This is a genomic window from Solirubrum puertoriconensis, assembly GCF_001483135.1.
In the GTDB taxonomy this organism is placed as follows: Bacteria; Bacteroidota; Bacteroidia; order Cytophagales; family Hymenobacteraceae; genus Solirubrum; species Solirubrum puertoriconensis.
Genome location: NZ_LNAL01000008.1, coordinates 147,156 through 165,405, shown reverse-complemented (window position 1 = coordinate 165,405; position 18,250 = coordinate 147,156). Strand labels below are relative to the sequence as shown.

The window sequence follows — 18,250 nt, the reverse complement described above, 5'->3', positions numbered from 1 at the left end:
TGGGCAACGTATGACTCCCGACGCCTCCTCCCCCGCTGCTCAAAAGCCCGTTATCATCATTGGAGCCGGCATGGCCGGACTCACCTGTGCCTGCTACCTGCACCGCGCCGGCTGGCCAGTGCTGCTGCTCGAAGCGGCCGATGCCGTGGGTGGCCGCGTGCGCACCGACGTTACGCCCGACGGCTTTCGGCTCGACCACGGCTTTCAGATCCTGCTCACCAAGTACCCCGAGGTGCAGCGGCTCATCGACTACGGCGCGCTGCAGCTGAAAACCTTCACCTCGGGTGCAGTTATTCGGCTGCCCTTTGGTCAAGAAACTACCCTGCGCAACCCACTGCGGCAGCCCTTGCGCGGGCTATCGGCCGTTGCGGCGCCTATTGGCAGCTTGGCCGATAAGCTGCGCTTGGTAAGCTTGGCGCAACACGTAACGCGCCACAGCAGCGAGGAACTGCTGGCCCGCGAAGCCACCGATACGCTTACTTTTCTGCGGCGCTACGGCTGGAGCGAACAAATCATCGAATCGTTTTTCCGGCCTTTCTTCGGCGGCGTGTACCTCGATCGGGAGCTGACCACGGCCAGTAACTTCTTCGAGTTCGTATTCAAGCAGTTTGTGGAAGGCGACGCGGCCCTGCCCGCTCGCGGCATTCAGGAAATACCCAAGCAGCTAGCAGCGCGCCTCCCGGCCGAAAGCGTGGTACTGCACGCCCGCGTAGCCGCCATCGACGGACCTAGGGTGCAGCTAACCGATGGCCGCAGTTACGAGGGCAGCGCCGTGGTGCTGGCCACCGATGGCCCCGCCCTGCGCCAGTTGGTGCCGGCCCTCAGCACACAAGAGCCCACCCAGGCGCGCCGTACTACCTGCACGTACTTTGCTGCCGAGGGCCGCTCGCCCGGCCGCGCCGACGGGCTGTTACGCCTGAACGCCGCTCCCAATGCTTTGGCGCAGAACGTGGCTTTTTTGAGTGATGTGGCGCAGGAGTACGCTCCGGTGGGACAAACGCTGGTATCGGTAAGTACGCATGGCAACCACGGCTTCGCCGACGACGAACTAGCCCAGCGCCTGCGCGAGGAACTAATGGCTTGGTTTGGCCCAACGGCTGGCAAGTGGCGCCGCCTAGGTACTTACCACCTCGAACACGCCTTACCAGCGTACGAAGCCGGGCAACCCGCGCGCCAACCGTTGCAGCTGGCCGAGAGCCTGTACCGTTGCGGCGACTGGGCCTCGTACCCCTCGCTGAACGGCGCCATGGCTACCGGCCGCGAAGTAGCCGAAGCCATTATTGCGCAGCGGCAGGGCTGATTAGCAATGCACTTGTTTTCGCTCCGGGCATCCTGAGGCACGAGCCGAAGTACCGTATTACGCGGCAACGACTTCCTTAGGTCGTCATGCAAAGGCGCAGCCGAAGCATTTCGTCCTAGGTGCCACCGCAGATACGTGGGGCAATAGGCTGGTTTGAGGCGAGCAGCGCCCTCGGGCTAGTACACCCAGGGGTACAAGTCGGGCGGTACGTGCTCGTCGGCGGCGGTGGGCAACGGGTGCAGCGCCTTGGTTTCGTCGATGTACAGGAACGCATCATAGCGCTCGGGCACTACCGTGGGCACGTAGTTACCAAACCGTTCGCGCTCGGGCCGGTACACCACGCCAATGGCGCGGTGGTTTAGGTGGTCGAGCAGGGCATCGTGGCGGCGCAGCTCGCTCGAGAACAGCAGCGCATTTTGACCGATATCGGTATGCAGCAGGGCTTCCCAGGAGTTGTTGCGCGCTTCGGGCACGGTCATCTTCTCGAAGGGGGCGCCCCAGCTTTTGCCCGCAATTACGGAGCCTTGGTACGAGCCAAACCCTACGATGAACACGTTTTCGCGGCCGAGCTCCTGGCGGGCCAACTGGCCAACGTTCACCATGCCATCGGCCACCATATCGGTGTAGCGGGCGTCGCCCACGTGCGTGTTGTGCTCCCACACGATGGCCTTGCTGTCGGGGCCGTGCAAATCGAGCAGGCGCTGCAGGGTTTCCATCATGTGGTGGTCGCGCACGTTCCACGACGAGCCCCCGCCGCGCAGCATGGCTTTGTAGTAGCGTTCGGCATTCACGGCTACCAGCGCATTCTGCTCGGTGGCAAAGTCTATTTCCTTTTCGAGGCCGTCGGTGCCGGTGGTAGGCGTGCGGCGTTGCAGGGCGCGCAGCATCGTGAGTACTTCGTCTTCGCAATCTTCGCTCACAAAAGCCACGGCCTCGGCGTACTCCTGCGGGTCGGCGCTGTACGGCTCGAAGCACTGGTAGGCGCGCTGGGCGGCTTGGGCTGCGGCTTCGCCTTTACGGCCGGCGTACTGCATGATTTGCTCCAGCGACTCCCACAACGAGTAAACATCGAGCCCATAAAAACCGGCCTTCTGGCCCGTAGGCTGCTGGGCATTGTGCTGACGCAGCCAATCCACCAAGTGCGCAATTTCCCAGTTGCCCCACATCCAGGTGGGCCAGCGGTTAAAGGTTTGCAGCAATTTGGAGCTGGGCTGGGCGTCGGGCTGCTGCTTCACGGCGAGGTTCACCTCGAAGCAATCGGGCCAGTCGCCCTCCACAGCAATAAAGTTGAAACCTTTCTCCTGAATCAGGCGCTTGCTCAGGGCCGCGCGCCAGGTGTAGTACTCGTGGGTGCCGTGCGAGGCCTCGCCCAGCAGCACCACGCGCGCATCACCAATGGCCTCGAGGAGCGGATCGAGGTCGGCGGCTCGGCGCAGCGGGTGGTGAGGAATGCTTGTTTTCATGGCCAGCTTGGGGGAAGGATGAAAAACGGAGCGCCGCCCCCGCTGCTCCCTAGGTTGTAGAGAGGCAACTGGTGGCGGCGCGGCAATAGGTATACGGGCGAAGGCTTACTTGTGTGCCTTGTCGAGGTTTTTTCCTAGGTCTTCTACTTTCCGCAGAAAATCGTCCACGTCGGCATCGGCGTAGGTGCCAAAGGCATTCGAGATGGTGCCGCGGATGCCGTCGGCAGTTTCAATGGCGTACAGAATCGACATATCGTCGGGGTTGCTTTCGCCCTCAAAACGGTAAAAATCAACGATGGTCACCTCCTCGGGGCCGTAGGTTTTATTGGTTTCGGAGCCGATAACGCACAAACGGCCGTCTTGCACGTTGAAATCGGAGGTAAAGCCGTCTTCGGTCAGCTTTCGTTCGACGTTGACAAGGGCGCGTTCTTCTTCTTTGTCTTGCATAACGCAGGGGGTGCTTGGTGTGGAAGGATTGAGAGAAGGAAAACGAAGCGGCCGAAAACACGCCGCCCCGCCCCGGCTATACGCAGCCATGGGCGGGGCGGGTTATATGCCAGAAGCGAAATGCTTAACTAGGCGGGCTGTTGCTTTTGCTGCTGAGCTTTTTCAATGGTGCGCTGCAGGGCATCGACGTTGATAGCGCTGCACGCGCCCCCGCAACCTTTGGGGCAAGCACCCTCCGATTTGGCAAAGAAGCTCTGCCATAGGCGGCGCCCCACGTAGAAGGCCGCACCTAGGAAAAGCGCCAGAATGATGAGTTCCTGAATCAGCATAACGCTTGCAAAACTAGCGTGGCAGGTAAAAAGTTGCGAGTGAACATCCCCTCTTCCGCTGAGGAGGGAAGTTTATTCTGCCACTGCTTGCTATCTACTGCCAGTGCTCGGCTATTACCCCTTGCATTTCGCGGTGCACGCGGCCGTTGGTAGCCAATATCTCGCGATTGAAAATCGGGTCGCCGTCGATGAGGAACTGGGTTACCTGCCCGCCTGCTTCGCGCACCAGTAAAATGCCGGCGGCTACGTCGTAGGAGTTGATGTTGAACTCGAAATACCCCTCGAAGCGGCCAGCGGCCACCCACGCCAAATCGACGGCCGCCGAGCCCACGCGGCGCACGCCGTTGGTGCGGCGCATAAACTCCTTGAGAATAGGCAAGTAAATATCGATGCGGTTGAAGTTGCTGTACGGGAAGCCTGTAGCCACCAACGAATGGTTGAGGTCGGGCGCGGACGACACCCAAATGGGCGTATCGTTGCAGAAAGCGCCGCCGCCGCGCACCGCCCGAAAGCATTCGTCGAGGTTGACTTCGTACACCACGCCAATTGCCAGCTCCTGGCCGTGCAGCAGCGCAATGCTCACCGAGTAGCACGGCAAGCCGTGGATGAAATTGGTGGTGCCATCGAGCGGATCGATAATCCAGGTGTACTCCTGACGCGTGGCTTCGCCAGCCGTGCCTTCTTCGGTAATAAAACCAGCCTCGGGCAACAGCTCGCGCAGCCCCGCTACTACCATCCGCTCCGATTCCTCATCGACGTACGATACCAGGTTGTGTAGGCCCTTGTTTTCCACACGGCCACGGTCGAAGTTGGCCGCCTCTTGGCGAATAAACTGCCCGGCCCGGCGGGCTACATCGGCTACTTGAAGGCTTAGTTGGTTGAAATCTGGAGTCATGGAATAAGGAACGGATTGAACAACGAAACTCCCCTCTTCATCTGAGGAGTGGAGCTTGGGCGCACCTACTTTATAAAACGCCGAACAACCACAAAGCCGAGCAGCAGCACGGCTACGGCCTGCACAGCGTGGCCCAGCAGCTCGCCGTGGCGGGTGTAAAAGGTAAGCTCGTCGTTGAGGTGCACGGTGTAGCGGCTCACGGCGGGCACCCACCAATCGGTTTGCTGCACAATATCTCCGCGCTGGTTGATGAAGCCCGAAATGCCGGTATTGGCCGAGCGGGCAATGTCGCGGCGGGTTTCGATGGCGCGCAGGCGGCCGTAGGTAAGGTGCTGCTTGTAGCCGGGCGAGTCGCTCCACCAGCCGTCGTTGGTGATGATGCCGATAAGCGTGGCCCCACGCCGCACGTACTCGCTCACGTAGTCGGAATACACCGATTCGTAGCAGATGACCGGTGCCACGCGCAGCGAACTGTCGGCGGTGGGGCTAAACGAGCGAAACACCGTGCGCTGCTCCTGCGAGCCGTACGAGCCAACTACGCCGCCTAGGTCGATGGTACCTAGGGCCGAGTTGAGCCAGCCGGGCACTTTCTCCACGCCGGGCACCAGCTTCGATTTGTGGTACACCTGCAGCGGCCCGGTGGGGCTGCTTACGTGCAGGGCCGCGTTAAACACATCGTAGTAGCCGAGGTCGTCGCGGAAGCGGGCCGTGGGGCTGGCTACCTCTTTCGAGGCGTAGGAACTGACGGAGGTAATGCCGGTAATCAGGCGCATACCGGGGTGCGCAGCTACCAAGCTCTGCACGCGCTGCACATCGGGCTGCTGGGCCAGCTGGTTTTCCCAGTGGGTTTCTTCCAGCGCCGTTTCGGGCCAGAGCACCAACTTGGTTTGCGGCGTCAGGGCCGATTCGGTGAGCGACACCAAGCGCTGCAGCTGCTGAGCGGGCGGAATGTAGTTGGCGCCACCGGCAAACTTCTCCTGAAACGGATCGATGTTGGGTTGTACCACCACCACCTCGGCCGCTGGGCCTTTCTCCTGCCAACGGGCGTCAATGGCAAACGACACCAGCAGCGGCACCACCAACGCGGCAAAAGCCGCTAGCCAAGGCCGCCAGCGCATGCCCAGCACCCTAGGTGCTCCCAGCTCTTGGCGGCCAAACAGCACCCAGAACACCGCCAGGTTGGCCAGCAGCACCCACAGCGAGCCGCCGAGCTGTCCGGTGTACTCGTACCACTGCACCCAGCTGGGTACCATGGCAAAACCGTTGCCGAGCGTCAGCCAGGGCCACGAGAGGTCCCAGGTAAGGTGCAGCTGCTCGAAGGCCAGCCAATACACCACAAACCCTAGGTAGCCCAGCACCGGGCCTAGCCGGCGACGCGTATGCCAGAAGGCCAGCAGCGGCAGGCTTTGCAGAGCCGCGTTCAGGATGTTGGCCGCAATGCCGCCGCCTAAGGTGCTGTAGGCCACCCAGTAGGTGGTGAGCACATTCCAGAGCAGCAGAAACAGGTAGCTAAGCCACCAAAAACGGCCGGTGCGGGCGCCTTGCGTCCGCAGCACCTGCTCGAGGCGTAGCAGCGGTACCAAACCAACCAACAGTAGCAGCGGGGCGGGTGCCGGGTGCACCGGCCAACCAACCCACAGCAACAGAGGCCCTAGCAGAACCAGCAGCCAGGGTTTATTCGCGAAGTCCTTGAACGACAATGACAATTTCTCCTTTGATAGCCGGACGCGCGCCAAACACCCGGGCCAAATTGGCCAGCGTGTCCGTCACGGTCTCTTCGTACAACTTAGTTAGTTCGCGGCTTACCGAGGCGGGCCGCTCGGGGCCGAATACCTCGGCCAACTGCTCGAGCGTTTTCACCACACGGTGCGGCGACTCGTAGAAGATTAACGTTCGACGCTCCTCGGCAAGTTCGCGCAGGCGGGTTTGGCGCCCTTTTTTTACGGGCAAAAAGCCCTCAAACGTAAACCGCTCGGCCCCGAAGCCCGATTTCAGCAGCGCGGGCACAAACGCCGTGGCACCGGGCAAACACTCTACTTTCAGGCCCTTGGCCAAGCACTCGCGCACGAGCAAAAAGCCGGGGTCCGAGATGCCCGGCGTGCCCGCATCCGATACCAACGCCATTCGCTCGCCCTTTTTGAGGCGCTCGAGCAGGCCTGCTACTACTTTGTGCTCGTTGTGCAGGTGGTAGCTCTGCATGGGCTTTTTCAGCCCTAGGTGCTGCAGCAGGCGGCCACTGGTGCGGGTATCTTCGGCCAGCACCACATCCACTTCGCCCAGCACCCGAATGGCCCGGAGGGTAATGTCCTCGAGGTTGCCAATAGGCGTGGGCACGATGGTAAGCGCGGCGGGTTCGGGCGTATTGTCTTGCATGGGCAGCAAAGCTAAACCACGAAATTTTCGGTTTCGACGGATTACGTGGATTTAGCTGCGCCGTTCGGTACAAACAACTGCACCTAGGCTACCGCCTCGCCACCGTATTCGGCCGCAATCTTATCGATGGCCTCGGCTAAGCGGTGGTCGCGCTTCGATACGGTGTTGCCTGCGTCGTGGGTGCGCAACCGAAACTCCACGGTGTTCCACTCGTTGGCCCACCACGGGTGGTGGTCCTGGTGTTCGGCTTCTTCGGCTACGTCGGTCATGAAGCTGAACGCCGTTTGAAAATCCTTGAAGCGGAAGGTGCAGCGTAGCGAGTTGTCGGTTTCGGTCCACATAATGGTTGAGGTGGTCGGTAAAACGTTGTGCAAGCCGGTGGGCCTTGCCAACATACACAGCTTCGGCCGAACGGCAACCCAAACCGGCCCCGCACAGTAAACCTCCGCAAGAACCTTCTCTTCCAAAACACCGCACCCAACTTCCATGGCTATTGATCCAAAAAACCGGCCGATTCGGGAAGTACCTAACGATACGACCGACGAAGAACTAAACGCTGGACATATAATTCCGGGCGCCGATCCGCCCAAAAACGAAAACGCCCGCGGCGGCTTCGGCAACCGCGACGGCAAGCAGGGCTTCGGCACCGATTCGTCGGACGGCATTACCTCGGTTTCCGTCAACGAAGACGCCGACAAGCCCGGCCACCCGGCCGACAATATGCGCTCCGACGACGAAGGCCGCCCCGTAGTACCCAACGAGGACATGCCTACGCCCGACATGCTCGACCCGCGCCGCTTGCCCGACCCGGTAAGCGAGACCGAAGGCGACACCATGCGGGCCCGCAACGCCGACGAAGACCTGACCGACGAAGACGATTTTGACAGCGTAGACCGCCGCAACGATGCCGGCGAAGATGAATCCGGCTCCGACGTAGCCTCCGGCAACGATGCTCGCCGCGGCGCTGCCATCGACTACAACATGAAGGCTGAAGATGCTCGGCCCGATACCAACGCCGACCTCACTGACCCCGACGCGCAGGAGTCGGGCATTGCCAAAGGGTTCTAACTCTCTGGCAGTGCCGGGCTACTGAGAACCTAGGAGTATCACGTTTAAACCTCAGAAAGTCATGCCTTACAAGAGCAATAACACCAACAAGCAATCGAAAGAAAACCACGGTGATCCGGCCGGCGAAGGCCAGCCGCGCGCTGTAGGCCAATTGCCCGTTACCAACCGCGACGACGAAACCGAGGAGCGTTTGGAGCAGCTGGCCAAAGATGCGCCGCAAGCTCATCCCAACCGCAACCTCAACAAACCCGACCTAGACAAGCCCAGCTACGGCGGCGGCCACTAGTTCTTACATACTGTTTTGCCAAAACGAAGCACCGCCACCTAGGCGGTGCTTTTTTGTGCCCGTGCGTATAGTCTTGTTTCCGCTTCCCTGCTGCTCAACCTTATGCCCCGCTACGCTACCACCGATATTCACGGCTGCCTGCGCACCCTGCGCCACTTGGTTGAAGAGCGCATTGGCCTCAGCACCACCGACGAGCTATACCTGCTGGGCGACTACGTAAACAAAGGCCCCGACAGCCGCGGCGTGCTCGATTACCTGATGGAGCTGCAGCGCACCGGCCACCAGGTGCACTGCCTGCTGGGCAACCACGATCTGGAGGTGCTGCAGGCCGCCCGCGAGGCGCGGCCTCTGGCCCCGTGGGCGGCCGGCCCAAAGGCCGACCAACTAACCCTAGGCAGCTTTGGGGTAACATACCCGCAGCATATTCCGGAGCTCTACTTGCAGTGGCTTGAGGCGCTGCCGCTTACGCTGGAGCTGCCTGATTTTGTGCTGGTACACGCCGGATTCGACTTTCGGCTGCCGCCCGAGCGCATGCGCACCGATCAGCGCAGTATGCTCAACATCAAGAACTTTACTTTCGATGCTTCGCGCCTGCAGGGCAAGCGCCTGCTCCACGGCCACACACCCACTCCAACCGCGGAGCTACGGCGGCGGGTAAAGCGGCGGGCAGGGACTATTGGCTTAGATACCGGCTGCGTGTACAGGCACAACCCCGAGCTTCGGCACTTGTCAGCGCTTAATTTGGACACGTGGGAGTTGCTGAGCCAGGAAAACTTGGAACCCCCTTACCCCATCGGGCACCGATAACCCTACCCGAAGCGGTAAGAACTTTCTAAATAACTAACAGCAGCGGCTTATTTATGGAGTATGCAGTTGTACTAGTGTTTTGATAAGAATATTACAAATAAAAAGGAGCTGGCAAGCAATGCTGATTTGGTAAAAGCAGCTACTAAAACCTATGGCCCTTTGAGCGAGCAGAATAACTTCATATCATATATACTGTTTAAAATATTATATAATTACTATGCTTTATAATCTCGAGGTACTAATATGATTACAGTAAATTAAAGATGAGCTGTTTGCATCAACGTCGCCCAATAGTAACTTAGGTTACTAAGTTATGTTGATTACTCTGTTTGACCGGCTCAGAACGCTTTTTTATGGTTATAGCGAGTTGTATGAGGCGGCGCTTCCTAACGCGGATTTGAGCCTTTGCCTACCAAAAGAGTTGTAAACATCCAGCTTGTGCAACCGGAATAACTGCAGTTGTTCAATAAAAAAGCGGCGCGATTACAAAGCTGAAATCTTGATAAAATCTAAATCAAAGCATATGAAGCAACGTGTACCATCGTTTATGAGTAAGCTGCCGCGGTGGGCTGCTCAGCACGCGGCCACAGTACCTGCAATGCTCTTGGTAGCGGCGGCGGGCTGGTTGGGGCCGGGGCAGGCGCTTGGGCAGGGCCAGCCCAAAGTGTATAAAGTAGGGCAGGGTAGGTACGCTACCCTAACGGAGGCGTTGGCCGAAATACCCACTACCCTCGATCAGTCGTACGAGCTGCACATCGTGAACGGAGCTATCCTGAGCGAGAATGTGCTTATCAATAAAGTAGGTACAGCGAGCCGAACGCTCGTGATTAAGCCCGATAATAACGCGGCCAACACCCAAATACAGGGCACCATTACGCTGAGCGGGGCACACTACGTAACCCTCAGTGGTGCCAACAACGTGGGTAGCCAGCAGCTGAGCGTTGTGATGAACAATGCTCCCGATGACGCTGAGCCGGCTTTGGTGCTTACCAACGATGCCCGCAACAACACCATAAGCGGGGTGCGGTTGCTCGGCAACAATACCATTACCGATGGGGGAGTAGTCGAGCTGCGCCGCGGAGCCAGCTCGGTCGGTAACGACAACAACAGCTTTACCGGAAATTATTTTGGCAACATCAGCAGCACCGAAGTTCCGGCCAATCTGGTGTATGTAGGATCAATGTCAGCGGCATCAGCCAACGACAACGTTACCTTCAGCAACAACGAGTTCGACAACTTCAGTGCGTTTGGCTTGTCGGTAGGCACCAACAACAACGCCTGGACGATTACCAACAACAGCTTTTACCACTCCCTCTCGGCAGTGGCGGCTACGCGCCCGGCCACGGGGCAAACCGCACTCAGCTTCAGGGGCGGCACCAACTCCAACAGCAACACCATTACGGGCAACGTAATTGGCGGCACGGCAGCAGAAGGTAACGGCGGCGTCTGGACAAACACCGGCACCGACGACTTCATTGGCATGACGCTCAGCTGGGGTACGAACGCGGCCCTGCCCAACGTGGTAGCCAACAACGTAGCCAAGAACATCAACCTATCGTCGTCGAGCTCGGGGCAGTCGTTTAAGGCTATCGAAGTAGTAGCGGGGCGCGCCGAGCTCGGCAACAACACGGTTTCGACGGTGGTAAACAACGGCTCGAGCGGGGTAAACTCGCTGTTTGTGCGCGGCGGTACCGTTGTGGTTGCTTCGCATGCGGTGCCTGCCGGCCAACTGCTGTCGGTTGCGGGCGGTACCACCACTGTGCTAAATAACCTTGCCATTGCGGGCAACTTGGTATTGACAGCGGGTAAGCTGGTGTTCGACAAGGATTTTACCACCTCGTCGCGCTTTACGCAAACTGGCGGCATTCTCGATATCAAAGGCAACCTCTACAACTACGGGGCGTTTATCTCGACCCTAGGTGCCGTACAGATTACCGGCAACGGCAACCAGTTGATTGGCGGCGGCACGTACTACAACCTCGAGGTGCTGGAGCAGGGTACCAAAACCCTGATCGGCGACGTAATCATCGGCAACAAGCTTACGCTCAGCAAAGGCATTGTAGCCACCGACGAAAACACGTCGGCTGCGGGGCAGCATAAAATTGTTCTGCCGCCGCTGGCCTCCATAGCCGAAACCACCACCAGCTATGTGCTGGGCACCGTAGAAGCGGCCCGTACGCTGCGCGAAGGCAGCACCGAGGATTTTGGCAGCATGGGTTTTGCTTTGGCACCCGCCAGCGGATCGGTAGTGCCCAGCTCGGCGATTACCGTAACGCGCATCACTGGCACAGCCCCCATCAGCAACAACGGCAACCGCGGCATTCTGCGTTACTTCAATCTGACCTCGGCCAACGCGGCGCCCAGCGGCATGCGCCTGAACATGCGCGTTGAGTACGCCAACCACGAACTGGCCGGACAACCTTGGGAGGAACAAGCTTTCTTCCGCTCGGCCAACGGGTCGTCGCCGTGGCAACCCAAGGGCGTAGCGAGCCGCGGCACCACGGCCACGGGCTATTTTGCCACCCTCGACGGAGCCGATGCCCTAGGTTACTACGCGCTGGCAACGTTTCAGCGGCCGTTGCCGGTAGGCCTTACGGCGTTTAGCGCCCGCCGCCAGCAGCAAACCGCCGTGCTTACCTGGGCAACGGCCACCGAGCTGAACAACCGTGGCTTTGCCGTGGAGGTATCGGCCGATGGGCAGCACTACCGCGAGCTAGGTTTTGTGGCCGCACCAGAAGGCAACTCGGCAACTGCGCGCAACTACCGCTACGTAGATACCGAGCCCGGCAAGCAAGGCACGCGCTACTACCGCCTGCGCCAACTCGACCACGACGGAAAAGTCGCTTTCTATGGTCCTCAAGTGGTTTCGTTTGGTGCTGGTTCGGCTTTGGCTGCCTTCCCCACGGCTTTCGACAACAGTTTCGAGGTAGAACTTACTGCCCCGGCAGCGGGCATAGCCACTTTCACGCTCACCGACCTGATGGGCCGCGTGGTGTGGGCGAAGAGGCAAGAGGTAACTGCTGGCCTGAACCAGCTGCAAGCCGCTCCTAACTGCCGCGCCGGTAGCTACGTGCTCACGGCCACGCTCAACGGCCAGCGCTACCAGCAGCGCGTGGTGCGCAAGTAAGTTGTAGCCTTGCACAAAACCGTAAAGCCCGGCGGAGCAGCTGTTCCGCCGGGCTTTATTGTTGAAAACCAGCTTCGCGCAGGGCCCGCTGAGCCATATTGCGATGGGGGCTGGGGGCAGTACCAACGGCGCGCTGCAAGGCTGCCTGGGCTTGTGGCAGCTCTTGCTGTTGCCAGTGGGCTAGCCCTAGGTAAAACGTGGCCCGCCCCGCCATGGGCGAGTTAGGCATTTCGCTTACCCGCTGAAAATAGCTTTCGGCTTGTTGGGGCTGCTCTTGCCGTAGCAGCAGTAAGCCATTGTAGAACAAGAAGGTATCCTGACCTAGGGCACCTGCGGGCAAACGGCGCAACGTGTGCAGGGCAGCTGGGTAGCTACCGTTGTGGTACAGGTTCATGCTTTGTTCCAGCAGGGGGCGGCCATCGGTAGTGGTGGCCGGTAGGCGAGGCTCCTGCAGATCATAATTAGCCCAGGCCCTGGTAGGCGTATCGCGTTTGGGCCACAGCACCACCAGGCTACCAAGCAGCACGGCTAAGGCACCCGCTATGGCACCCAAGCGTACCCGCTGGCGGCGCTGCCGCCGGCTAATGCGCTGCTGCGCCGCCATGCGTTGCGCCACCCGCCGATCGAGCGACTCCAGGCGCAAGCGCAGGGTTTCGCGGCCGGCAGCCCAGCGCAGGTCGGCGGCGTATTGTTCGTAGGCTAAGCAGGCTTGGCGCAGCTCGGCATCCAGCATCATTTGCGCATCAAACTCGTCTTGTTCGGCGCTGGCCATCAGGCCATCAGATGCCCGCTCAACCTCGGTAAGGTGAGGCAGCAGCTCGGCGGTACCCACGGCTCCCAAACGCTGGAGTGCCTCGTAGAGCTTGCGCAGCGCGTCCGATTTCTGGCGGCGCGCTACATTGGCATTGGGGTAGCCGAGTTTTACGGCCAGCGTTTCGAAGTTGGAGCCATGGAAGTAAAACTGCTGCAGCACCAACTGGCTGTCGTAGGGCAGCTGGCGCATGGTACGCAGCACCAACAGGCGGCGGTCGGCTTCGGAAGCGGGCAGGGGGCTTTCGGCCGGCAGCGCTGTGTTGGTTACGGTAGCCGTCAGGATTTGCCGCGCTACCCCGTAGAGGTGGGCACGTAAGTCGGTGGGCCAGCGGCTAAGGCGGCCATCGTTGGCTTGGTCGTAGAACTCAAGCAATACCTCGCGCAACACCGCATGGGCCGAATCGGGCGTGGTGCCAAACTGGCGCCGGGCCCAACGACTAAATATATCGCGCTGCTGCTCATAGAAATCGGTGAGCGGCGTGAGGGTGCCGGTGCGCAACCGGGCAAGCTGTTCCGACAGAAAGTAACTCACGGGGCGAAAGGCTTCAGGCAGCAAGTAATAACAATTGGCAAACTACACCCGTTGCTGCCGATGAAGAAAAAGCACGTACCACAACCTAGGTTACCTGCCCTAACGGCCGGGCTTGGCTTTGGTTGGCCGGCAACCCCAAAACCTAGGCGCCACCTAGGGCAAGTAGTTGTGCGCAAGCCAGGGGCAGGGTTGTTCATCGGTAAGAAGCCGCGCCTTACCTTTGAAGAATGGAAACCACGACCCGCACTCTCGCTCCCGATACCGTTGTATTCGATCTGATTCGCCGTGAAAAAGAGCGGCAGATGCACGGGCTGGAGCTTATCGCCTCCGAAAACTTTGTTTCGGAGCAGGTGATGCAAGCCCAGGGCTCCATCCTGACGAACAAATACGCCGAGGGCCTGCCCGGCAAGCGCTACTACGGCGGCTGCGAAATCGTCGATCAGATTGAGCAGCTGGCCATCGACCGGGTGAAAGAATTGTTCGGCGTGGAGTGGGCCAACGTGCAGCCCCACTCGGGTGCGCAGGCCAACGCCGCCGTAATGCTGGGCATTCTGAAGCCCGGCGACAAAATCCTTGGCTTCGACCTTTCGCACGGCGGCCACCTTACACACGGTTCGCCGGTAAATTTTTCGGGCAAGCTGTACCAGCCTTCGTTCTACGGCGTGGAGCCCGAAACCGGCCTCATCGATTGGGAAAAGGTAAAGGAAACCGCCCGCCGCGAGCAGCCGAAGCTCATCATCTGCGGGGCCTCGGCCTACTCGCGCGACTGGAACTACCAGGCCCTGCGCGAAGCCGCCGATGAGGTAGGTGCGCTGCTACTGGCCGATATTTCGCACCCTTCGGGCCTTATTGCCAAGGGTTTGCTGAACTCGCCCTTCGAGCACTGCCACATCGTAACCACTACCACGCACAAAACCCTGCGTGGCCCGCGTGGCGGCCTCATCATGCTGGGCCACGACTTCGACAACCCCCTAGGTCTGAAAACCCCGAAGGGCGAAATCCGCTCGATGTCGTCGGTGCTGGATGGTGCCGTGTTCCCCGGCACGCAGGGCGGTCCGCTCGAGCACGTAATCGGTGCCAAAGCGGTAGCCTTCGGCGAAGCCTTGAGCGACGCCTACGGCGAGTACACGCAGCAGGTAATCCGCAACGCGCAGGCACTGGCCTCGGCCTTTACGGAGCGCGGCTACAAAATTATTTCGGGCGGCACCGATAACCACCTGATGCTGATTGACCTGCGCTCGAAGGGGTTGACGGGCAAACTTGCCGAGAACACCCTGATTAAGGCCGATATCACCATCAACAAAAACATGGTACCCTTCGACGACAAGTCGCCGTTTGTTACCTCGGGTATGCGCATCGGTTCGGCCGCTGTAACCACCCGCGGTTTGCGCGAAGCCGATATGGCTCGCATCGTCGACTTCATCGATCAGGTGCTGATGAACCACGACAACGATACCCGCATTGGCGAGGTGCGCCAGCAGGTAAACGCCATGATGCGCGATTTGCCACTCTTTTCGGTTTAAGAGTTGAACAGTTTATGAGTTTTGGAGCCGGAGAAAATCTACTCGCCGGCTTTGCGCGTACCTCTACCTGCTTACCACGGGTTGGATGCCTGAACTCATAAACTCGCCAACTTCCTAACTCATCAACTCTTTGCAGTCCCCAACCCAACAATTTCAGCAAAACCGCGCGGCCGCCGAAGGGGGCGAAATGTCTTTTATCGACCACCTAGAGGCCCTGCGCTGGCACATCATCCGGGCCGCCATTGCCGTTGTGGTATTCACGCTGGGGGCTTTCCTGGCGAAAGAGTTCCTATTTCACGAGCTGATTCTGGGGCCCTCGCGACCGGATTTCTGGACCTACCGCATGTTCTGCCAGCTGGGGCAAAGCCTCAACACGCCCGATCTGTGTCTTAAGGAGCTGACCTTCGACCTGCAAAACCGGCAGATGAGCGGGCAGCTGAGCATGCACATCAGCACGTCGTTTGTGGTGGGCTTGGCCCTGGGGTTTCCGTACATGTTCTGGGAGTTGTGGCGGTTTATCAGTCCGGGGTTGTACCCGCACGAGCGGGCCAACTCGCGCGGGGCGGTGTTCTTCGTGTCGGTGCTGTTTGTGCTGGGCCTGCTGTTCGGGTACTACATCGCGGCGCCGCTGAGCATTCAGTTTCTGGCCTCGTACCAGCTCGACCCCACCATCGAAAACCAAATCGACCTGCAGAGCTACATCAGTACGCTCACCACCATGTCGCTTTCCTGCGCCTTCGTGTTCGAGCTGCCCATGATTGTGTTTTTCCTGGCCAAAGCCGGGCTCGTCACGCCCGAGGTCATGCGCCTGTACCGCAAGCACGCCATCGTAGTTATCCTGGTTGTGGCCGCGGTCATCACCCCGCCCGATGTTACGGCCCAAATTATCGTAACCATTCCGGTGATTTTACTCTACGAGCTGAGCATCAACATTGCCCGCGTGGTGCGGCGCAAGGATGTAGACCGCCTGAACGCCCAGCTGGCCGAAAACCACGGCCAAGTGTAGATATCAGAAAGAGCGGGTTGCGGCCCGCTCTTTTTCTTTGCTGCCCATTGACTCACCTAGGTGCCAGCAGTGGCATTAAACCCATAACCCGCATGAATAAGCAATTAGCTATTGGCTCCGACCACGCCGGTTTTGCCTACAAGGAAATGCTGAAGCCTTGGCTGGAAGAGCAAGGCTACGAAGTGCGTGACTTTGGCACCCACTCCACCGACTCGGCCGATTACCCCGATTTTGCGCACCCACTGGCTGCGGCAGTAGCTGCGGGCGAGTTGCCGCAGGGCATCCTCATCTGCGGCTCGGCCAACGGTGTGTGCATTACAGCCAACAAACACCAAGGCGTGCGGGCAGCCATTGCCTGGTTGCCGGAACTGGCCTCGTTGGCCCGCCAGCACAATAACGCCAATGTGCTGTGCTTGCCGGCCCGTTACGTAACCGAGGACGAAGCCCGCGCCATTGCCACCGAGTTTCTGAACACTGCCTTTGAGGGTGGCCGCCACCAGAACCGCGTGGGCAAGATTGAGTGCTAAGCAGGCAACAAGGACCTGCCCCCATCAACACGAAGGCCGCTGATTAGTATCAGCGGCCTTCGTGTTGATGGGGGCAGGTAGTGGCCGTATCAGCGCTTAGCGGCAGGTAGCTTGTACACCCTAGGTGTGTTGGTGGGCTGATAGCGGCCAAACACCTTTGGCAGCTTGTAGCGCAGCTCCGGCAGCAAGTTCAGTTCATCGATGAGGTAGGGCGGGGGCGAAGCTAAGTTGTTGGCCAGCCGGAAAATAGTGCTGTACTGATTGAGGTAGCCAAAATCACGCTGCGCCAAGCGCCAGTCGATGTAGGGACTGCCCGCTGAGTTCTCGACGTACACCCCGCGGCTTGGGCCAAGCACCAGCACGCTTTGCCCCCGCACAGTGGCGTAGCGCTTATCGGGCTGAGCGGCGTAGTTGGCCTCGCTGGGCAGGCGCAGCAATTGCTCGATGCCTAGCAAGGTGCGGTAGCGCACTACCACCACCGCGCCCACCAGTACCAAAAACATAGTTTCGGCCACCCACACGCGCTGCGTGCGTTGCCACAAAAACAGCGCGAAGTACACCAACGGGGGCAAGGCTACCGCCAGTATGCCCGGCGCTGTAGCACGCAGCAGTGCGCCCAACACCAAAGCCACGGCCAACCATACCAGCATGAGCTGCTGAAACTTCACCTGAAACACCAATCCTAGCGAGGATGTGAACGTGCGCGCCAGGGCTGCCAGCAGTACTATGCCCGGCAGAATGGCTAAGCTCAGCTGTAGGTTGCGGGGCAGGGCATCGGCCATGGCTGCGCCCGTAAACATGGGCTCGAAGTGAAACTGCCGAAAGCTCGGCAACGAGTTGGTGTACAGGAAGAAGGTAGCCGCTACAGCGTACGGAAAGGCAAAGCCGCACAGCAGCAGCAAAAAGCTCCGGAACGAATTAGCCGCGAAGCTGATGACCGCAACCAACCCCACCACCAGCAGCCAAGCCAACGGCAAGTAGCAAAGTGCGGCTAGCCCCAGCAGAAACCCCGCCCGAAACAGGCGGCTGCTGTCGTAGCCCTCGCGCGAGGTGGGCAGCAGGGCGCTCAGCGAGAATACCACAAAGGTTTGCCCCATCAGCAAGGGCGAAAGCACATCGAGGTCGGTGGTAACGCTGGCGAGCAGCACGTACGTAAGCGCGGCCAAGTAGCCGCGCTCGGGGTGTACGTTGTAGCGGTTGAACACTACGCTTAGCCGTATGGCCTGCACCACCACCAGCCCTAGGGCCGCAACGCGGTAGAGCACCCAAGAGCGAGGTAAGGCCAAATCGAGCAGACCGTAGAAAACAGCAGCCAGCGGAGCGGTGTGGTCGTACAGGTCGCGGTAGAGCACGGCGCCGGCATGCAGCCGTTCGCCCAGCAGCCAGCCCCGCAGCTCGGCCAAAGAGAGCGGCACCTCGCCCAGCCACAGCAGCGGCAACCGCAAACCTAGGGCCAGCAACACCAGCAGCACGAGGCGCGAAGGAAGTGTACTTCGAAAAAACTGAAGCAAGGGAGTTCAGGAGTTTGTGAGGGTAGGAGTTAACGAGTTTAGGTGCGCAGGCGGCAGTTCGTCGGCCTGCTGATCAACGCTACTCCGCAATTCGTACCCAAAGGTAGCGCCGCGCCGTTGCCTCTGTATTGGCTCGTGGTGATGCGCTTTTGCTTTGCCTGTGCCTGCCGCCTCACACCTTGGTAACCCAAAAACTCGCTAACTCTTAAACGCCTAACCTGCCCAACTCTTAAACTCCTTTTA

Annotated in this window: 17 protein-coding genes; 8 read left to right on the top strand and 9 right to left on the bottom strand. The window is 59.7% G+C overall.

Going from position 1 to position 18,250, the window contains the following annotated elements:
* Positions 1 to 10 precede the first annotated feature (10 nt).
* Complete coding sequence (locus ASU33_RS14845) at positions 11 to 1,300, top strand: protoporphyrinogen/coproporphyrinogen oxidase (protein WP_149867248.1); 1,290 nt, start codon at positions 11 to 13, stop codon at positions 1,298 to 1,300.
* Between the two features lie 176 nt (positions 1,301 to 1,476).
* Here ASU33_RS14845 and ASU33_RS14840 read toward each other — a convergent pair whose 3' ends face one another.
* The 7 genes from ASU33_RS14840 to ASU33_RS14810 form a co-directional block, all read right to left on the bottom strand.
* Positions 1,477 to 2,763: an erythromycin esterase family protein gene (locus ASU33_RS14840; RefSeq protein WP_059071643.1), complete on the bottom strand. Its 1,287-nt coding sequence runs from the start codon at positions 2,761 to 2,763 to the stop codon at positions 1,477 to 1,479.
* A 105-nt stretch (positions 2,764 to 2,868) separates the two neighbouring features.
* A complete protein-coding gene (locus tag ASU33_RS14835) occupies positions 2,869 to 3,210 on the bottom strand; it encodes a hypothetical protein (protein ID WP_059071642.1) in 342 nt (113 codons plus the stop codon).
* Between the two features lie 128 nt (positions 3,211 to 3,338).
* On the bottom strand, positions 3,339 to 3,539 hold the full coding sequence (locus ASU33_RS14830; RefSeq protein ID WP_059071641.1) for a FeoB-associated Cys-rich membrane protein: 201 nt from the start codon (positions 3,537 to 3,539) through the stop codon (positions 3,339 to 3,341).
* A gap of 94 nt (positions 3,540 to 3,633) precedes the next feature.
* Positions 3,634 to 4,434 (bottom strand): inositol monophosphatase family protein, encoded by an 801-nt coding sequence (locus ASU33_RS14825; RefSeq protein WP_059071640.1) that lies wholly within the window; start codon positions 4,432 to 4,434, stop codon positions 3,634 to 3,636.
* A 65-nt stretch (positions 4,435 to 4,499) separates the two neighbouring features.
* The gene (gene lnt / locus ASU33_RS14820) at positions 4,500 to 6,077 is read right to left on the bottom strand and encodes an apolipoprotein N-acyltransferase (protein WP_286130577.1); all 1,578 of its coding nucleotides are present in this window, start codon (positions 6,075 to 6,077) and stop codon (positions 4,500 to 4,502) included.
* A gap of 31 nt (positions 6,078 to 6,108) precedes the next feature.
* Positions 6,109 to 6,807 (bottom strand): 16S rRNA (cytidine(1402)-2'-O)-methyltransferase, encoded by a 699-nt coding sequence (gene rsmI / locus ASU33_RS14815; protein WP_059071638.1) that lies wholly within the window; start codon positions 6,805 to 6,807, stop codon positions 6,109 to 6,111.
* Between the two features lie 83 nt (positions 6,808 to 6,890).
* Positions 6,891 to 7,148 (bottom strand): 4a-hydroxytetrahydrobiopterin dehydratase, encoded by a 258-nt coding sequence (locus ASU33_RS14810; RefSeq protein ID WP_059071637.1) that lies wholly within the window; start codon positions 7,146 to 7,148, stop codon positions 6,891 to 6,893.
* A gap of 145 nt (positions 7,149 to 7,293) precedes the next feature.
* Between ASU33_RS14810 and ASU33_RS14805 the strand changes: the two genes are divergently transcribed.
* The 4 genes from ASU33_RS14805 (at position 7,294) to ASU33_RS14790 (ending at position 12,095) form a co-directional block, all read left to right on the top strand.
* A complete protein-coding gene (locus ASU33_RS14805; RefSeq protein ID WP_059071636.1) occupies positions 7,294 to 7,875 on the top strand; it encodes a hypothetical protein in 582 nt (193 codons plus the stop codon).
* 61 nt (positions 7,876 to 7,936) lie between these two features.
* Complete coding sequence (locus ASU33_RS14800) at positions 7,937 to 8,161, top strand: hypothetical protein (RefSeq protein WP_059071635.1); 225 nt, start codon at positions 7,937 to 7,939, stop codon at positions 8,159 to 8,161.
* A 102-nt stretch (positions 8,162 to 8,263) separates the two neighbouring features.
* Positions 8,264 to 8,968 carry a metallophosphoesterase family protein gene (locus ASU33_RS14795; protein WP_059071634.1) on the top strand — a complete coding sequence of 235 codons (705 nt, stop codon included), beginning with the start codon at positions 8,264 to 8,266 and terminating at the stop codon, positions 8,966 to 8,968.
* A 547-nt stretch (positions 8,969 to 9,515) separates the two neighbouring features.
* Positions 9,516 to 12,095 carry a T9SS type A sorting domain-containing protein gene (locus tag ASU33_RS14790; RefSeq protein ID WP_160328208.1) on the top strand — a complete coding sequence of 860 codons (2,580 nt, stop codon included), beginning with the start codon at positions 9,516 to 9,518 and terminating at the stop codon, positions 12,093 to 12,095.
* A gap of 55 nt (positions 12,096 to 12,150) precedes the next feature.
* Here ASU33_RS14790 and ASU33_RS14785 read toward each other — a convergent pair whose 3' ends face one another.
* A complete protein-coding gene (locus ASU33_RS14785) occupies positions 12,151 to 13,440 on the bottom strand; it encodes a tetratricopeptide repeat protein (protein ID WP_149867246.1) in 1,290 nt (429 codons plus the stop codon).
* Positions 13,441 to 13,667: 227 nt separating this feature from the next.
* On the opposite strand from ASU33_RS14785, the gene glyA reads away from it, so the two are divergent.
* The 3 genes from glyA (at position 13,668) to rpiB (ending at position 16,496) form a co-directional block, all read left to right on the top strand.
* Positions 13,668 to 14,963 carry a serine hydroxymethyltransferase gene (gene glyA, locus ASU33_RS14780; RefSeq protein ID WP_059071631.1) on the top strand — a complete coding sequence of 432 codons (1,296 nt, stop codon included), beginning with the start codon at positions 13,668 to 13,670 and terminating at the stop codon, positions 14,961 to 14,963.
* 130 nt (positions 14,964 to 15,093) lie between these two features.
* The gene (tatC, locus tag ASU33_RS14775) at positions 15,094 to 15,969 is read left to right on the top strand and encodes a twin-arginine translocase subunit TatC (protein WP_350308181.1); all 876 of its coding nucleotides are present in this window, start codon (positions 15,094 to 15,096) and stop codon (positions 15,967 to 15,969) included.
* Between the two features lie 92 nt (positions 15,970 to 16,061).
* On the top strand, positions 16,062 to 16,496 hold the full coding sequence (rpiB, locus tag ASU33_RS14770; protein WP_059072728.1) for a ribose 5-phosphate isomerase B: 435 nt from the start codon (positions 16,062 to 16,064) through the stop codon (positions 16,494 to 16,496).
* A gap of 89 nt (positions 16,497 to 16,585) precedes the next feature.
* On the opposite strand, the gene ASU33_RS14765 is transcribed toward rpiB, so the two are convergent.
* Positions 16,586 to 18,007: a hypothetical protein gene (locus tag ASU33_RS14765; RefSeq protein ID WP_149867245.1), complete on the bottom strand. Its 1,422-nt coding sequence runs from the start codon at positions 18,005 to 18,007 to the stop codon at positions 16,586 to 16,588.
* Positions 18,008 to 18,250: the final 243 nt, after the last annotated feature.